Raw genomic sequence first — 15,746 nt, 5'->3', positions numbered from 1 at the left:
GTGGGGCGGGGCGACTGAGCCTCGCTCCGTCTAACGGAGTGTTTATGGCAGTTAAAGTCCTGGTGGTGGACGATTCGGGGTTTTTCCGCCGCCGCGTCTCGGAAATTCTTTCAGCGGATCCGAATATCCAGGTCGTCGGCACGGCGACCAACGGAAAAGAGGCGATTGATCAGGCGCTGGCCCTCAAGCCAGACGTGATCACCATGGACTACGAGATGCCGATGATGGATGGCATCACGGCGGTGCGGCACATCATGCAGCGCTGTCCGACCCCGGTGTTGATGTTCTCCTCGCTGACCCACGAAGGCGCTCGGGTAACCCTCGACGCGCTGGACGCTGGCGCGGTGGATTTCCTGCCGAAGAATTTCGAAGACATCTCCCGCAACCCGGAGAAGGTCAAGCAACTGCTGTGCGAGAAGATTCTCAGCATTTCGCGCAGTAACCGTCGCGCCAATACCTACAGCGCTCCGGCACCTGTCGCCGCACCCGCCCCAACGCCTGCACCTTTGAGCGTCAGCAGCTACGGCAGCAACGCGCCTGCGCGTCCGGCACCGGCTCCGATTCCGGCGCGTACCCACGCGCCAGCTTCGTCGTCACCAGTGCCGAAACGTAAAGCCTACAAACTGGTCGCCATCGGTACGTCCACTGGCGGCCCGGTTGCCTTGCAGCGGGTTTTGACCCAATTGCCGGCCAACTTCCCTGCACCCATCGTATTGATCCAGCACATGCCGGCCGCCTTCACCAAGGCCTTCGCCGAACGACTGGACAAGCTCTGCCGCATCAGCGTCAAGGAAGCCGAGGATGGCGACATCCTGCGTCCGGGCCTGGCGCTGCTGGCGCCGGGTGGCAAGCAAATGATGATCGATGGCCGTGGCGCGGTGAAAATCCTCCCGGGCGACGAGCGTTTGAACTACAAGCCGTGCGTGGACATCACCTTTGGTTCCGCGGCCAAGTCTTACGGTGACAAAGTTCTGGCGGTCGTTTTGACCGGCATGGGCGCCGATGGTCGCGAAGGCGCGCGCCTGCTCAAGCAGGGCGGCAGCTCGATCTGGGCCCAGGATGAAGCCAGCTGCGTGATCTACGGCATGCCGATGGCCATCGTTAAAGCCGAACTCGCCGATGCGGTGTACGGCCTGGACGATATTGGCAAGCATCTGGTCGAGGCTTGTATCTGATGGATGTTTTAAGTCTTATCGGGATCATCATGGCGTTTGTCGCCATCATTGGCGGCAACTACCTTGAAGGCGGCCACCTCGGCGCCCTGGCCAACGGCCCGGCGGCGTTGATCGTACTCGGTGGGACCATCGGTGCGGCGCTGTTGCAGGCGCCGATGAGCGCCTTCAAGCGCGCCATGCAGATTCTGGCCTGGATCCTGTTTCCTCCACGCATCGACCTCGCCGGTGGCGTCGATCGCGTCGTCAACTGGAGCCTGACCGCACGCAAGGAAGGCCTGCTGGGTCTGGAAGGGGTGGCCGACGCCGAACCTGACAACTACTCGCGCAAAGGCCTGCAACTGCTGGTGGACGGCGCCGAACCGGAAGCGATTCGCAGCATTCTGGAAGTGGATTTCTACACTCAGGAAAGCCGCGACATCGAAGCCGCCAAAGTCTTCGAAAGCATGGGCGGCTACGCGCCGACCATCGGCATCATCGGTGCGGTGATGGGCCTGATCCACGTGATGGGCAACCTGGCCGATCCGTCGCAACTGGGTAGCGGCATTGCCGTGGCCTTTGTCGCGACCATCTACGGCGTGGCCAGTGCCAACCTGGTGCTGCTGCCGATTGCCGCCAAACTCAAGTCCGTCGCTTTGCGGCAGTCGCGTTATCGCGAAATGTTGTTGGAAGGCATTCTGTCGATCGCCGAAGGTGAAAACCCTCGCTCTATTGAGTTGAAGCTTCAGGGCTTCATGGATTGATGGGGGTAATGGACTATGGCTCGTCGTCGGCAACCTGAAGAACATGTAAACCATGAACGTTGGCTGGTTTCCTACGCCGACTTCATCACCTTGCTTTTTGCGTTCTTCGTGGTGATGTACTCAATCTCTTCGATCAACGAAGGCAAGTACAAGGTCATCTCGGAAGCGTTGATCGGCGTGTTCACCGACTCCGACCGCGCCCTCAAGCCGATCCCGATCGGCGACGAACGGCCGAGGACCGTGACCCCGGCCAAGCCGCTGGTTAAAGACGCCGAGCAGGTCGACGCCGGTATCGCAGGTGCCAGCGATCCGCTCAAAAGCATCGCCGACGACATCAGCGCCGCGTTCGGCGACTTGATCAGCTCCAACCAGATGACCATTCGCGGCAACGAGCTGTGGGTCGAGATCGAACTCAACTCCAGCCTGTTGTTCGGCAGCGGCGACGCCATGCCCAGCGACATCGCATTCAACATCATCGACAAGGTTGCTGCGATTCTGAAGCCGTTCGACAACCCGATTCACGTCGAAGGCTTCACTGACGATCAACCGATCCGCACCGCGCAATACCCGACCAACTGGGAGCTGTCCTCGGCCCGTTCGGCGAGCATCGTGCGCATGCTGGCGATGCAGGGTGTGAACCCCGGTCGCTTGGCGTCGGTGGGTTACGGCGAGTTCCAGCCAGTGGCCAACAACGCGACTGCCGAAGGGCGGGCGCGTAACCGTCGCGTGGTGTTGGTGGTGTCACGAAATCTGGATGTACGCCGCAGCCTCACGGGTACCGGAACCGCCAATGCGAAACCGGATGCCGCGTTGAAGCGTGCTGGCACACAAACTGCACCGACCCCGGTCAAGTCGCCGGGACGAGAGAGTGCCGTCAATTCTCCGTCACCCGCATTAATACGTTGAGCTTTTCCTCGGTCGACCATGTGGACCGGGAGGAACAATCCGAATGAGAGTCTGGGCAGTCGCCAATCAAAAGGGTGGTGTCGGTAAAACCACTTCCTCTATCGCTTTAGCCGGATTGCTGGCCGAGGCGGGCAAGCGCGTGGTTGTGGTCGATCTCGACCCTCACGGCTCCATGACCAGCTACTTCGGTTACGACCCCGACAGCCTGGAACACAGCAGCTATGACCTGTTCCTGCACAAGGGCAGTGTGCCGCAAGGCTTGCCCGGTCAGTTGCTGTTGCCTACCAGCCACGAGAGTATCTCCCTGTTGCCGTCGAGCACCGCACTCGCGACCCTCGAGCGTCAGTCGCCGGGTCAGAGTGGCCTGGGCCTGGTGATTGCCAAGAGCCTGGCGCAACTTTGGCAGGACTTCGATTACGCCGTGATCGATAGCCCGCCGTTGCTCGGTGTGCTGATGGTCAATGCCTTGGCGGCGAGCCAGCAATTGGTGATACCGGTGCAGACCGAACACCTGGCGGTCAAAGGCCTGGAACGCATGGTCAATACCCTCGCGATGATCAACCGTTCGCGTAAACAGGCGCTGCCTTTCTGCATCGTGCCGACTTTGTTCGACCGCCGCACGCAGGCTTCCCTCGGAACGCTGCGGGTGTTGCGCGACAAATACCCGGAAGAAATCTGGCAGGGCTACATCCCGGTCGACACCCGCTTGCGTGACGCCAGCCGTGCCGGTGTGACGCCTTCGCAGTTCGACGGCAAGAGCCGTGGGGTGTTGGCTTATCGCGCGTTGCTCAAGCATTTGCTGGCAGCACAACTTGTTCCGCAGGTGGCGTGAGATGAACCGCCCGGTAAAAATCACCTCGCGTCCGCAACGGGCACTCCAGTCTTATCTGGACAGTTTGCTGATGGAGGCGACCGAAGAGTTGCCGTCACAAATCGAAGCGCTGCCCCAGGTGGTCGAGGTTGAAGCGGCGCTGGACGAGTTCCAGTCAGCGGTGCTCGAAGAGCAGGCTCGCGATGCGCAGAAGACCGCCGTGGTTGCTGCGCCGGTAGCGGCGCCCCTGGCGAAAGCACCGGTAGCCGTGATCGAAGCACCAGCGCCGGTTCTCGCTCCGGTATCGACCATTGCCCCGTTGCTGCAAGCCTTGGTACCGCCGGTGGTCGAAGTCCACCTGCCGCCGAGCAACACGCCGCCACCAGTGGAAGCCGATGGTCGTCCGTCCTGGGCCGCCGAACCGTTCGAATGCCTGTTGTTCGATGTCGCCGGGCTGACCCTGGCCGTGCCGCTGGTGTGCCTGGGCTCGATTTATTCTTTGGCCGGTCACGAGCTGACACCGCTGTTCGGTCAGCCGGAATGGTTCCTCGGGATTCTGCCAAGCCAGGCCGGCAACCTGAAAGTATTGGACACCGCGCGTTGGGTCATGCCGGACCGCTACCGCGACGATTTCCGCCAGGGCCTGCAATACGTTATTTCGGTTCAGGGCTACGAATGGGGGCTGGCGGTGCATCAGGTCAGCCGCTCGTTGCGCCTGGACCCGAACGAAATCAAATGGAGAAGTCATCGAGGTCAGCGGCCATGGCTCGCCGGCACGGTGATTGAGCACATGTGTGCGCTGCTGGACGTTTCCGCCCTGGCCGAGTTGATCGCCAGCGGCGGGGCAAAGCACATGAGCGGCAGCACGCCGCTACACAAACCGACATAGCTGCCGACATAACAAGTATGCGACGGCATTGTTGAATGCCGCCAACAGAACACACACCGCCAGAAGCGGTTTTTCGAGGGGTCAGGGTATGAGTAGTCAAGCGACGAATGCAAAAGGTTCTGAAGATCCGATCCTGCAATGGGTAACCTTCAAACTGGACAATGAAACCTACGGCATCAACGTGATGCGCGTTCAGGAAGTCCTGCGTTACACCGAAATCGCCCCGGTCCCGGGTGCCCCGAGCTACGTGCTGGGCATCATCAACCTGCGCGGTAACGTGGTCACCGTGATCGACACCCGTCAGCGCTTCGGCCTGATGAATGCCGAAATCAGCGACAACACCCGTATCGTCATCATCGAAGCCGACAAGCAAGTCGTCGGGATCATGGTCGACAGCGTGGCCGAAGTGGTTTACCTGCGTCAGTCGGAAATCGAGACCGCGCCGAACGTCGGTAACGAAGAATCCGCCAAGTTCATCCAAGGCGTGTGCAACAAGAACAACGAACTGCTGATCCTGGTCGAGCTGGACAAGATGATGAGCGAAGAAGAATGGTCGGACCTGGAGAACATCTGATTGATTCTTGAGGTGGCGGTCATTGTCCTGTTCCTCTTTTGGGCAGGCACGCTGGCGATGTTTCTGGCTTACATACGAGGCCAACGACTGATGGCCGCGCAACAGGCCCAGGGCGATGCGCTGCGCGATCAGCGCATCAAGGACCTGGCCAAGCGCGTCGAGGACTACCAGAGCGGCAACGTGCGCATGGGGGAAGACCTGCACGAACTGCGCGCGGTGGTTGGCCCGTTGCCGGACAAACTGGCTCAGCTGGAACAGCGCGATCCGTCGAGCCTGTCGTTTGCCCAGGCGGCGCGATTGGTGGGGATGGGGGCTACGGCTGACGAGCTCACTCAGTCTTGCGGGTTGACCCAGGCTGAGGCGGAGTTGATGCGCAAGCTTCACAAGAACTGAGAAGATCAAAAGATCGCAGCCTCGTTTCACTCGACAGCTCCTACACGGGGTACGCCATCCCAATGTAGGAGCTGTCGAGTGAAACGAGGCTGCGATCTTTTTGCATTCAACACAGAATCAATAGTCATCCCCTCGTTCAGTAATGTCTTTCTCCACCATCCCCGCATCCGGATCATGTCCCGCCGGAAACTTACCCTTCAAATTCCACGCAAACGCAATAATCTCGGCAATCGTGCGATACAACTCCTCCGGAATACTTTCCCCCAATTCCATCCGCGCCAGCAGTTTCACCAGCTCCGGATTCTCATAGATCGGCACTTCGCATTCGCGGGCTATTTTCAGAATGGCTTCGGCCAGTGCGTCGTCACCTTTGGCCGTGAGGGTAGGGGCGTGGCTGCCGTCGTACTTGAGGGCGATGGCCTGGCGCGGGGTGTTGGGGTTTTTCATGCGGTTTCGTCGACCCAGCGTTGTTCGAGACGGGTTTGAGGGCCTTGTGGCGGTGTGCCGAGGTGGCAATCGAGATCGCCGACATTCAGGCCGGACGCCAGCAGCCGTTGGCGCAGTTCGGCCAGGTTACTTTCGATCAGGCTGGCGGTGTACGGGCGTTCCGCCCACAGCTGGCTGGACAGGCTGCCTTTGATCAGTTGTGCCTGAATCTGCAGCGGGCCCAAGGGCTCCATGTCGAATGCCAGGTCCACTCGCCACAATTGCTGTTTGGGTTCGCGCTCGTCCCGGCGTTCGTTTTGCTGTTCCTTCTCGGGCGCTTCTTCGCGCTGGAACTTGACCTGCAACGGCACGATGTCCTGCAGATTGCGCATCGGGATTTCCAGTTGCCAGGTGCTCATCAACCGTCCGTCGTCAGTGACGCCGGTCTGTTCCAGGCTCGACAGTTGATGGCTTTGCAGGCGCGAAACGGCTGCTGCTGCCAAACGCAGCAAGTGCTCGAGATCGCCTTCGCCATCCATGCTTTGTAACAGGCGCTCGGGAAGCGGGAAGCTGGTTGGCTGCGGTTTGGCGCTGACTTGACCGAGCATGCCGAGGGCGCTGCGCACGAAGTTCGGCATGACCTGGGCCAGTGTGTTGGCGGCAAGGATCGCGTTTAAATTGGTGTTGGCCGGGGTCAATTGTGCGATCAGCTTGAGCAGATCGCCTTTCATGTCCGGGGCCAGCGTCGGGTTCTGACCGCTGAGCAGCTTGGCTTCAAGGAACAGTCCGCTATTGGCCAGTGCCTGGGCCAGCCCCTTTGGCGTGCTGAGTTGTTGAACATCGGGTACGCCGGCGAGCAACTTGTCGACGGCGGCACGCAGATCGCTGGACGTCTGATTCGAGGGCGGCAGGTTTTGCAGGAGCTTGAGCAGGCCATCCAGCGAGCCTTGGCGGCTCTGTTGACTGACCAGTTGTTGGGTCACCGCCAATTGCTCCTGGCGGCTGCTCAATGGCACGAACTTCAGCGTCTGGGTGTCCTGCACCAGTGCACTCAGCAAAGTGCCGATGCGCAGCGGCGTCGGGCTGTCGATGTTCAGGGTGCTGCCGCTCAACGCGGTGTTGAGTAAGCTCACCATCGAGCGAAACACCGTCGGCTGGCCCGGCACCTGCGGCAACACCTGAGAGGTCAGCACTTTGCCTTGCAGCAGCGTGCCGACCGGCAGTTGCGCGGTGTCGATACGGGTGAGGGTGGCGACGCTGGAGGCGATAGCCTGTTGCACGGTGACGGCCAGATTACTCGCCGACGGCTGGGTGATCGCCAGGCTGGTGCCCTGAGGCAGCGGTTGGGCGCTGGTGGCCTGGACCGTGGTCTGACGGCCGTTGTCGAGGGTGACTTTGAGCAACAGTTGAAAGGTCTGATCCGCCTGCTTGAGTGACAGCACTTCGGCCTTGGCGGTCTGGCCCGCAGTGATCAGGCCCTCCATTGGCGTCAGTAACTTCAGCAGGTCGCCACTCACCACCAACTGCCGCGAGGTTGCGGGGGTGGGCTGCGGGAGCGGGAGGATGTTCATTTCGCCTGTCATACGCGGTCACAACCTGAGGAAATTGCCCTCTTGAGAGTAGGGCATGGCATGTATAATGCCGCCCCGTTGTATCCGGGGCGTTGAAAACATTTCAAATACTTGATCCAGCTCCTTAGAACGGGCCGCCAATGCATTTATCCTGCATATCTTTAACGGCCGCTCCACTGCCGACTTGAACCCAAAAGGCTCGTGATCTCTTGACCAGTCCTGTCCTGCAAACCGTTGCCCTCGCCTGTGAGCGAGACCTTCGGCTGCTCTTCGAAAATCTCGAATTGAGACTGGCCAGTGGCGAAATGTTGCAAATCAGCGGCCCCAACGGCAGCGGTAAAACCAGCCTTTTACGTCTGCTTTGCGGCCTGATGCAGCCGACTGCCGGTCAGGTGCTGCTCAACGGCCAGCCATTGAACGAGCAACGCTTTGAGCTGGCGCGTAACCTGCTGTGGATCGGCCATGCCGCCGGGATCAAGGATTTGCTGACGCCGGAAGAGAATCTGAGCTGGCTGTGCGCCTTGCATCAACCGGCCTCCCATGAGGCGATCTGGCAGGCGCTGACGGCTGTCGGACTGCGCGGTTTCGAGGATGTTCCTTGCCACACGCTGTCTGCCGGGCAGCAACGCCGGGTCGCGTTGGCGCGGTTGTATCTGGAAAGCCCGCCGCTATGGATCCTCGATGAGCCATTCACCGCGCTCGACAAACAAGGCGTGGCGCAACTCGAAGAACACCTGGCCGCCCACTGCGAGCGCGGGGGCATGGTGGTCTTGACCACTCACCACACGCTGACCCGGATGCCGGCCGGCTATCGCGACATTGATCTGGGGAATTGGGCCGTATGAGTGTTTTCGGCCTGTTGGTCGCCCGCGAGGCCCGTTTGCTGTTCCGCCGTCCCGCGGAACTGGCCAATCCGCTCGTATTCTTCGCGATCGTCGTTTCCCTGTTCCCGTTGGCGGTCGGTCCCGAGTCTCAATTGTTGCAAACCTTGTCTCCGGGACTGGTCTGGGTAGCGGCCCTTTTATCGGTTTTGCTCTCGCTGGACGGGCTTTTTCGCAGTGATTTCGAAGACGGATCGCTTGAACAGTGGGTCCTTTCGTCGCACCCCCTGCCTCTTCTGGTTTTGGCCAAGGTACTGGCACACTGGTCCTTCTCTGGCCTGGCACTGGTTTTGCTCGCGCCATTGCTGGCCTTGATGCTCGGTTTGCCAACCGCCTGTCTGCCGGTGTTGTTGCTTTCTTTGTTGCTGGGTACACCGGTGCTGAGCCTGCTCGGTGCGGTGGGCGCAGCCCTGACGGTGGGGTTGAAGCGCGGTGGCCTGTTGCTGGCGCTGCTGATTCTGCCGTTGTACATCCCGGTGTTGATTCTCGGCAGTGGCGCCTTGCAGGCGGCATTGCAGGGCATGCCGGCGACCGGTTATCTCCTGTGGCTTGGTAGCCTGACCGCCCTGGCGATAACCCTGACACCTTTTGCAATCGCTGCTGGCCTGAAGATCAGCGTCGGCGAATAATGAGGTCTGGTCAAAATTTGATCAGCAAAGACCCTGGCTCTTCATAGCGAAGAGCAACCGTGATGGAAACAGTAATGAACTGGACTTGGTTTCATAAGCTCGGCTCGCCCAAATGGTTTTACGGCATCAGCGGCAAACTGCTGCCATGGCTGAGCGTCGTGGCGTTGCTGCTGATCAGCGTTGGTGTCGTATGGGGCCTGGCCTTCGCGCCGCCTGACTACCAGCAAGGCAACAGCTTTCGCATCATTTATATCCACGTTCCTGCCGCCATGCTGGCCCAGTCCATTTACGTGATGCTGGCGATCTGTGGCATCGTCGGGCTGGTGTGGAAGATGAAGCTGGCCGATGTCGCCCTGCAATGCGCAGCGCCCATCGGTGCCTGGATGACCGCGGTGGCGCTGGTCACCGGCGCGATCTGGGGCAAACCGACCTGGGGTTCGTGGTGGGTCTGGGATGCACGACTTACGTCCATGCTTATTCTGTTGTTTCTGTACTTCGGTCTTATTGCGCTGGGCAACGCGATCAGCAATCGTGACAGCGCCGCCAAGGCCTGCGCGGTGTTGGCGATTGTCGGCGTGATCAACATCCCGATCATCAAATACTCGGTGGAGTGGTGGAGCACCTTGCACCAGGGCGCGACGTTCACCCTCACCGAAAAACCGGCGATGCCCGCCGAAATGTGGCTGCCACTGCTGCTGACAGTGCTGGGTTTCTACTGTTTCTTCGGCGCGGTGTTGCTGCTGCGCATGCGTCTTGAAGTGCTCAAGCGCGAAGCCCGCGCCAGTTGGGTCAAGGCCGAAGTGCAGAACAGTCTGGAGGCCGCTCGATGAGTTTTGCTTCATTCGGCGACTTCCTCGCCATGGGTCATCATGCCCTGTATGTCTGGTCAGCCTATGGCATTTGCCTGGCGGTGCTGGCCCTCAACGTGGCGGCGCCGATCCTGGCCCGCAAGCGGTATCTGCAACAAGAGGCGCGTCGTCTGCGCCGGGAGAACGGCAAGTGAATCCGCTGCGCAAAAAGCGTCTTATCATCATTCTCGCGATCCTGGTCGGTGTCGGTGCTGCCGTCGGCCTGGCCCTGAGCGCCCTGCAGCAGAACATCAATCTGTTTTACACCCCGACCCAGATCGCCAACGGCGAAGCCCCGCAAGACACGCGCATCCGCGCTGGCGGTATGGTCGAGAAAGGTTCGCTGCAACGTTCCGGCGATTCGCTGGACGTGAAATTCATCGTCACCGACTTCAATAAATCCGTGACCATCAGCTACCGCGGCATCCTTCCGGACCTGTTCCGCGAAGGGCAGGGCATCGTTGCCCTGGGCAAGCTCAACGCCGACGGTGTGGTGGTGGCCGATGAAGTGCTGGCCAAGCACGATGAAAAATACATGCCGCCGGAAGTGACCAAGGCTCTCAAAGACAGTGGTCAATCTGCTCCAACGCCCGCGAAGGAGGGTTGATCGATGACGTCCGGACTCTTTATTCCTGAACTCGGCCACCTGGCCATGATTCTGGCGCTGTGCTTCGCGCTGGTTCAGGCCGTGGTGCCGTTGTTCGGTGCCTGGCGCGGTGACCGCTTGTGGATGAGCCTCGCCCAACCGGCCGCCTGGGGGCAATTCGCGTTTCTGCTGTTCTCCTTCGGTTGCCTGACTTACGCCTTCATGGCCGACGATTTCTCTGTCGCCTACGTCGCCAGCAACTCCAACAGCGCGTTGCCGTGGTACTACAAGTTCAGCGCGGTGTGGGGCGCTCACGAAGGGTCGTTGCTGCTCTGGGCTCTGATCCTCGGCGGCTGGACCTTCGCGGTGTCGGTGTTCTCCCGGCAGTTGCCGCAAGTGATGCTGGCTCGCGTGCTGGCGGTGATGGGCATGATCAGCACGGGTTTCCTGCTGTTCCTGATTCTCACGTCCAACCCGTTTGCACGGATTCTGCCGCAGATTCCTGCGGACGGTCGTGACCTCAATCCCTTGCTGCAAGACATCGGCCTGATCGTTCACCCGCCGATGCTGTACATGGGCTATGTCGGTTTTTCCGTGGCCTTCGCTTTCGCTATCGCTGCTCTGTTGGGCGGTCGTCTTGATGCGGCGTGGGCTCGCTGGTCCCGTCCGTGGACCATCGTCGCCTGGGCCTTCCTCGGTATCGGCATCACCCTCGGTTCATGGTGGGCGTACTACGAACTCGGCTGGGGCGGCTGGTGGTTCTGGGACCCGGTGGAAAACGCCTCGTTCATGCCATGGCTGGTGGGTACGGCGCTGATTCACTCCTTGGCGGTCACGGAAAAACGCGGCGTGTTCAAGAGCTGGACCGTGTTGCTGGCCATTGCCGCGTTCTCGCTGAGCTTGCTGGGAACTTTCCTGGTGCGTTCCGGCGTGCTGACGTCGGTGCACGCCTTTGCGTCCGACCCTGAGCGCGGCGTGTTCATCCTGATCTTCCTGCTGTTCGTGGTCGGTGGTTCGCTGACGCTGTTTGCCCTGCGCGCTCCCGTGGTGAAGAGCCACGTTGGCTTCAACCTCTGGTCCCGGGAAACCCTGCTGCTGGGTAACAACCTGGTGCTGGTGGTGGCGGCGTCGATGATTCTGCTGGGCACGTTGTATCCGCTGATCCTCGATGCAATGACCGGCGCCAAGCTGTCGGTCGGCCCGCCGTACTTCAACGCACTGTTCATCCCGTTGATGGCCTTGCTGATGATGGTGATGGCAGTCGGCATGCTGGTGCGCTGGAAAGACACTCCGGTCAAATGGCTGATGAGCATGCTGACCCCGGTGTTGCTCGGCAGCGCCGCTTTGGCCGTGGTAGCCGGTGTTGCATATGGCGATTTCAACTGGGCGGTGATCGCGACATTCATGCTCGCCGCCTGGGTGTTGCTGGCCGGTGTGCGTGACATCTTCGACAAGACTCGCCACAAAGGCTTGATCAAAGGCTTGCCGACCCTGACCCGCAGTTATTGGGGCATGCAGGTCGCTCACCTCGGCATCGCCGTGTGTGCCCTCGGCGTCGTGCTGTCGAGCCAGAACAGTGCCGAGCGCGACCTGCGTCTGGCACCGGGCGAGTCCATGGACCTGGGCGGTTACCACTTCGTGTTCGAAGGCGCCAAGCACTTCGAAGGCCCGAACTTCACCTCCGACAAGGGCACCGTACGGGTGATCCGCGACGGCAAGGAAGTCAGCGTGCTGCACCCGGAAAAACGCCTCTACACCGTGCAGAACTCGGTGATGACCGAAGCCGGGATCGACGCCGGTTTCACCCGCGACCTCTACGTCGCACTTGGTGAGCCGTTGGGCGATGGCGCCTGGGCCGTTCGCGTCCACGTCAAACCGTTCGTGCGTTGGATCTGGTTCGGTGGGCTGCTCACTGGTTTGGGCGGGTTGCTGGCGGCGCTGGATCGCCGTTACCGGGTCAAGGTGAAAAGCCGTGTGCGTGAAGCACTGGGCATGACAGGAGCCACGGCATGAGACGTTGGTTGATGCTGTTGCCGTTGGTGATTTTTCTGGTGGTGGCTGTTTTCCTTTATCGCGGTCTGTACCTGGACCCAGCCGAGCTGCCTTCGGCGATGATCAACAAGCCGTTCCCGGAGTTTTCCCTGCCGGCCGTGCAGGGTGACAAAACCTTGACCAAGGCCGACATTCTGGGTAAACCAGCGCTGGTTAACGTCTGGGGCACCTGGTGCATTTCTTGCCGGGTCGAGCACCCGGTGTTGAATAAACTGGCCGAGAAGGGCGTGGTGATCTACGGCATCAACTACAAGGACGTCAACGCTGACGCCTTGAAGTGGCTGGTGGAATTCCACAATCCGTACCAGTTGGACATCCGTGACGATGAAGGCACCCTGGGCCTGAACCTCGGCGTTTATGGCGCTCCGGAAACCTTCTTCATCGACGCCAAGGGCATCATCCGCGACAAGTTCGTCGGCGTGATCGACGAACAGGTCTGGCGTGAAAAGCTGGCGGCCAAGTATCAGGCGCTGGTTGATGAGGCCAAGCCATGAAGCGCTGGATAGCTGCCGCAGTATTGGGCTTGAGCATGGCCGGCGTGGCGCACGCGGCCATCGACACCTACGAGTTCGCCAAAGAAGGCGACCGTGAGCGTTTCCGCGAGCTGACCAAAGAGCTGCGTTGCCCCAAGTGCCAGAATCAGGACATTGCCGATTCCAACGCACCGATCGCCGCCGACCTGCGCAAAGAGATTTTCCGCATGCTCGGCGAGGGCAAGGACAATCAGCAGATCATCGACTTCATGGTCGACCGCTACGGTGACTTCGTCCGCTACAAACCCGCTCTGAACGCCAAGACCGCTTTGCTCTGGTTCGGCCCGGCCGGCCTGTTGCTGGGCGGTTTTGTGATCATCGCCGTGATCGTCCGCCGTCGTCGCGTGCAACGCGCTGACACCAAGGATGAGCTTTCCGCCGAGGAGCGCGAGCGCCTCGACCACCTGTTGGATAAAAACCAAGAATGATTGATTTCTGGCTCGCTGCAGGTCTGCTACTTCTGGTTGCCCTGAGTTTTCTGCTGATCCCCGTTCTGCGTGGTCGTCGCGCCCAGCTTGAAGAGGATCGTACGGCCCTGAACGTCGCGCTGTATCAGGAACGCGTGTCTGAGTTGCAGACTCAGCAGGAAGAGGGCGTTCTCGACGCCGCGCAAATGGACACCGGTCGCGCCGAAGCCGCCCGTGAGCTGCTTGCCGACACCGAAGGCGTTGAGGCGCCACGCGTGTCCCGCCTGGGCAAACCGTGGCCCTTGCTGGCGGCGATTCTGGTGCCGGTGCTGGGTCTTGGCCTGTATCTGCATTTCGGGGCGAGCGACAAGGTCGAACTGACCCGCGAATTCTCCCAGGCGCCACAGTCGATGGAAGAGATGACCCGCCGCCTGGAGCGCGCGGTCGAGGCTCAACCGGATTCGGCTGAAGGCCTGTATTTCCTCGGTCGCACGTACATGGCTCAGGATCGCCCTGGCGATGCGGCGAAGATCTTCGAGCGCACGGTAAACCTGGCCGGTCGTCAGCCGGAACTGTTGGGTCAATGGGCTCAGGCCCAGTACTTCGCCGACGGCAAGAAGTGGTCGGACAAGGTTCAGGCCCTGACCGACGAAGCACTGAAAGCCGATCCGAAAGAAGTCACCAGCCTCGGCTTGCTCGGTATTGCTGCCTTTGAAAGCCAGCGTTATCAGGACGCCATCGACTACTGGAATCGCCTGCTGGTGCAACTGCCACCGGAGGACAGTTCCCGCGCCGCGCTGCAAGGCGGCATCACTCGGGCCACCGAGAAACTCGAAGCCAGCGGCGGCAAGGTGGCCCAGGCGCCCGCAGCCAAGGTGGCGGCCCTGCTCAAGGTGCGCGTGGATCTGGCGCCAGAGCTGAAAGACAAGGTCCAGCCGGGCGACAGCGTATTCATTTTTGCTCGCGCCACCGCAGGGCCTCCTGCGCCATTGGCCGCCAAGCGCCTGACCGTGGCCGACTTGCCGGCGACCGTCGAGCTGGGCGACGCCGACGCAATGATGCCGCAGTTGAAACTGTCGAACTTCCCTGAAGTCCAACTGGTTGCGCGCATCTCCCGCGCCGGCAAACCGACTGCCGGCGAATGGATTGGTCGCAGCCAGCCTCTGGCCAGCAGCACCACGACGCAGCAAACACTGACCATCGACAGCCCGGACAAATGACAGGAAACGCCACTATGACCGCCATCGCTCGTATCACCCTGCTCAGTATGGTTTTGGGGTTAAGCGCTTGCGTGGTCCAACCGCAGCAGCCTGAACGGCTGCCACCGATCCCGCCGTCGCAGCCGCGCCCGACGCCGTCCCCGGCGCCGACACCGGGCAAGACGAACATTCCGGCCAAGCCCGCCAAACCGCTGCCACGTACCTCCGCCAGCTTCGCGCCGCCACCGGGTGGCAACAGCCATTGGGACGCCAAGCTCGGCGTGTATGTACTCGATGATCAGACCAAAACCTTCTACCGCCAGCGCACGTACTATCGCTGGGACAACGGCTGGAGCCGGTCGATCAGCCCGAACGGGCCATGGGAAGAGACCGATATCCATGGCGTGCCGGGCGGGTTGGGACGGCAATTCGGGCAGTAAACAGAAACGGCGATCCTTGGATCGCCGTTTTGCTTTTTGGCGTCTGAAAAGATCGCAGGCTTCGCCAGCTCCTACAGGATCGTGTACGACAAGGACCAGCGGGGGTATGGGTAGGAGCTGGCGAAGCCTGCGATCTTTTGATCTTGATTGCGTAGCTCTGGGGCGCGGGGTATAGAACACATGCGTCATATACAGCGGTAAAAGAGGAGTGCCTCACTCGTATCCTGTCCTTAACGCTTGTGCCTGCTCGGCGAGAAGCGTCATTGCTTGCTCGCTGGCAGTGTCGCGCCGGTTTTTATAGTCCATCAAATCGGCAAAGCGCACACGTCGGTGCTTGCCGGTTTTGTGGTAGGACAATTCGCCGGATTCCAGCAGCTTGATCATGTGAGGGCGTGAGACGTTAAGCAGATCGGCGGCTTCCTGGGTGGTCAATTCAGCGTGAACCGGGACCACTTTGACGGCGTTGCCCGCTGCCAGCTCAGCCAGAATGTCGACCAGCAACCTGAGGGCTGAGGTGGGCAATTCGACAGTGTGAGCTTCGTTCTGCTCGTCGAAAATCTGGATGTGTTGAGTTTCGAATTGAGTGGCAAGGTAGGTAGCCAGAGCGCGTTGGCCTTCGATAGCAGCCTGTACTTCACGCTCCATGGGTAGATTGATCGGTGGATGGATGACTGGCGACATGATGG

The 15,746-nt window shown here is 60.6% G+C and carries 20 protein-coding genes; 17 read left to right on the top strand and 3 right to left on the bottom strand.

Translation table 11 applies throughout. From position 1 onward, the window contains the following. Nucleotides 1–44 precede the first annotated feature (44 nt). The 7 genes from MO767_RS06160 to MO767_RS06130 all read left to right on the top strand — a co-directional run bounded on the left by MO767_RS06160 (nucleotide 45) and on the right by MO767_RS06130 (nucleotide 5,488). The gene (locus MO767_RS06160) at nucleotides 45–1,175 is read left to right on the top strand and encodes a chemotaxis response regulator protein-glutamate methylesterase (RefSeq protein ID WP_282479805.1); all 1,131 of its coding nucleotides are present in this window, start codon (nucleotides 45–47) and stop codon (nucleotides 1,173–1,175) included. Beyond that, nucleotides 1,175–1,915: a flagellar motor protein gene (locus tag MO767_RS06155; protein WP_008155813.1), complete on the top strand. Its 741-nt coding sequence runs from the start codon at nucleotides 1,175–1,177 to the stop codon at nucleotides 1,913–1,915. Before MO767_RS06160 ends, MO767_RS06155 begins: the two co-directional genes overlap by 1 nt. A 15-nt stretch (nucleotides 1,916–1,930) precedes the next feature. Then, nucleotides 1,931–2,821: a flagellar motor protein MotD gene (gene motD / locus MO767_RS06150; RefSeq protein ID WP_282479804.1), complete on the top strand. Its 891-nt coding sequence runs from the start codon at nucleotides 1,931–1,933 to the stop codon at nucleotides 2,819–2,821. 43 nt (nucleotides 2,822–2,864) lie between these two features. Beyond that, nucleotides 2,865–3,653: a ParA family protein gene (locus MO767_RS06145; protein WP_129442213.1), complete on the top strand. Its 789-nt coding sequence runs from the start codon at nucleotides 2,865–2,867 to the stop codon at nucleotides 3,651–3,653. A 1-nt stretch (nucleotide 3,654) separates the two neighbouring features. Beyond that, complete coding sequence (locus MO767_RS06140; RefSeq protein WP_282479803.1) at nucleotides 3,655–4,521, top strand: CheW domain-containing protein; 867 nt, start codon at nucleotides 3,655–3,657, stop codon at nucleotides 4,519–4,521. Nucleotides 4,522–4,609: 88 nt separating this feature from the next. After that, the gene (locus MO767_RS06135) at nucleotides 4,610–5,095 is read left to right on the top strand and encodes a chemotaxis protein CheW (protein ID WP_010456928.1); all 486 of its coding nucleotides are present in this window, start codon (nucleotides 4,610–4,612) and stop codon (nucleotides 5,093–5,095) included. Next, nucleotides 5,096–5,488 (top strand): DUF2802 domain-containing protein, encoded by a 393-nt coding sequence (locus MO767_RS06130; protein ID WP_282479802.1) that lies wholly within the window; start codon nucleotides 5,096–5,098, stop codon nucleotides 5,486–5,488. Between the two features lie 117 nt (nucleotides 5,489–5,605). Here MO767_RS06130 and MO767_RS06125 read toward each other — a convergent pair whose 3' ends face one another. Then, nucleotides 5,606–5,935, bottom strand: a complete 330-nt coding sequence (locus MO767_RS06125; protein ID WP_282479801.1) for an EscU/YscU/HrcU family type III secretion system export apparatus switch protein — start codon at nucleotides 5,933–5,935, stop codon at nucleotides 5,606–5,608. Then, complete coding sequence (locus MO767_RS06120; RefSeq protein ID WP_282479800.1) at nucleotides 5,932–7,497, bottom strand: flagellar hook-length control protein FliK; 1,566 nt, start codon at nucleotides 7,495–7,497, stop codon at nucleotides 5,932–5,934. The genes MO767_RS06125 and MO767_RS06120 overlap by 4 nt, the downstream gene beginning before the upstream one ends. A gap of 197 nt (nucleotides 7,498–7,694) precedes the next feature. Between MO767_RS06120 and ccmA the strand changes: the two genes are divergently transcribed. The 10 genes from ccmA to MO767_RS06070 all read left to right on the top strand — a co-directional run bounded on the left by ccmA (nucleotide 7,695) and on the right by MO767_RS06070 (nucleotide 15,060). Next, a complete protein-coding gene (gene ccmA, locus MO767_RS06115) occupies nucleotides 7,695–8,330 on the top strand; it encodes a cytochrome c biogenesis heme-transporting ATPase CcmA (protein ID WP_007894233.1) in 636 nt (211 codons plus the stop codon). Further along, nucleotides 8,327–8,995 (top strand): heme exporter protein CcmB, encoded by a 669-nt coding sequence (gene ccmB / locus MO767_RS06110; protein WP_008155797.1) that lies wholly within the window; start codon nucleotides 8,327–8,329, stop codon nucleotides 8,993–8,995. The genes ccmA and ccmB overlap by 4 nt, the downstream gene beginning before the upstream one ends. 74 nt (nucleotides 8,996–9,069) lie before the next feature. Further along, nucleotides 9,070–9,825, top strand: coding sequence for a heme ABC transporter permease (locus MO767_RS06105; RefSeq protein ID WP_282479799.1), 756 nt, complete (start codon nucleotides 9,070–9,072; stop codon nucleotides 9,823–9,825). Then, the gene (ccmD, locus tag MO767_RS06100) at nucleotides 9,822–9,998 is read left to right on the top strand and encodes a heme exporter protein CcmD (protein ID WP_008145547.1); all 177 of its coding nucleotides are present in this window, start codon (nucleotides 9,822–9,824) and stop codon (nucleotides 9,996–9,998) included. The genes MO767_RS06105 and ccmD overlap by 4 nt, the downstream gene beginning before the upstream one ends. Then, the gene (ccmE, locus tag MO767_RS06095) at nucleotides 9,995–10,450 is read left to right on the top strand and encodes a cytochrome c maturation protein CcmE (protein WP_008026817.1); all 456 of its coding nucleotides are present in this window, start codon (nucleotides 9,995–9,997) and stop codon (nucleotides 10,448–10,450) included. Before ccmD ends, ccmE begins: the two co-directional genes overlap by 4 nt. A gap of 3 nt (nucleotides 10,451–10,453) precedes the next feature. Continuing rightward, the gene (locus tag MO767_RS06090) at nucleotides 10,454–12,442 is read left to right on the top strand and encodes a heme lyase CcmF/NrfE family subunit (protein ID WP_282479798.1); all 1,989 of its coding nucleotides are present in this window, start codon (nucleotides 10,454–10,456) and stop codon (nucleotides 12,440–12,442) included. Next, the gene (locus MO767_RS06085) at nucleotides 12,439–12,975 is read left to right on the top strand and encodes a DsbE family thiol:disulfide interchange protein (RefSeq protein WP_033056022.1); all 537 of its coding nucleotides are present in this window, start codon (nucleotides 12,439–12,441) and stop codon (nucleotides 12,973–12,975) included. The genes MO767_RS06090 and MO767_RS06085 overlap by 4 nt, the downstream gene beginning before the upstream one ends. After that, entirely contained in the window at nucleotides 12,972–13,442 is a 471-nt protein-coding gene (locus MO767_RS06080) for a cytochrome c-type biogenesis protein (protein WP_282479797.1), read from the top strand. Before MO767_RS06085 ends, MO767_RS06080 begins: the two co-directional genes overlap by 4 nt. Next, nucleotides 13,439–14,641 (top strand): c-type cytochrome biogenesis protein CcmI, encoded by a 1,203-nt coding sequence (ccmI, locus tag MO767_RS06075; protein ID WP_282479796.1) that lies wholly within the window; start codon nucleotides 13,439–13,441, stop codon nucleotides 14,639–14,641. The genes MO767_RS06080 and ccmI overlap by 4 nt, the downstream gene beginning before the upstream one ends. A 14-nt stretch (nucleotides 14,642–14,655) precedes the next feature. Then, a complete protein-coding gene (locus tag MO767_RS06070; RefSeq protein WP_282479795.1) occupies nucleotides 14,656–15,060 on the top strand; it encodes a hypothetical protein in 405 nt (134 codons plus the stop codon). A gap of 213 nt (nucleotides 15,061–15,273) precedes the next feature. On the opposite strand, the gene MO767_RS06065 is transcribed toward MO767_RS06070, so the two are convergent. Next, nucleotides 15,274–15,741 (bottom strand): helix-turn-helix domain-containing protein, encoded by a 468-nt coding sequence (locus MO767_RS06065; RefSeq protein ID WP_282479794.1) that lies wholly within the window; start codon nucleotides 15,739–15,741, stop codon nucleotides 15,274–15,276. Nucleotides 15,742–15,746: the final 5 nt, after the last annotated feature.

Source organism: Pseudomonas sp. UYIF39, from assembly GCF_029963765.1.
Classification (GTDB): Bacteria; Pseudomonadota; Gammaproteobacteria; order Pseudomonadales; family Pseudomonadaceae; genus Aquipseudomonas.
Note: the sequence above shows the minus strand (reverse complement) of the source record. Positions and strands in the feature narration are given on the sequence as shown.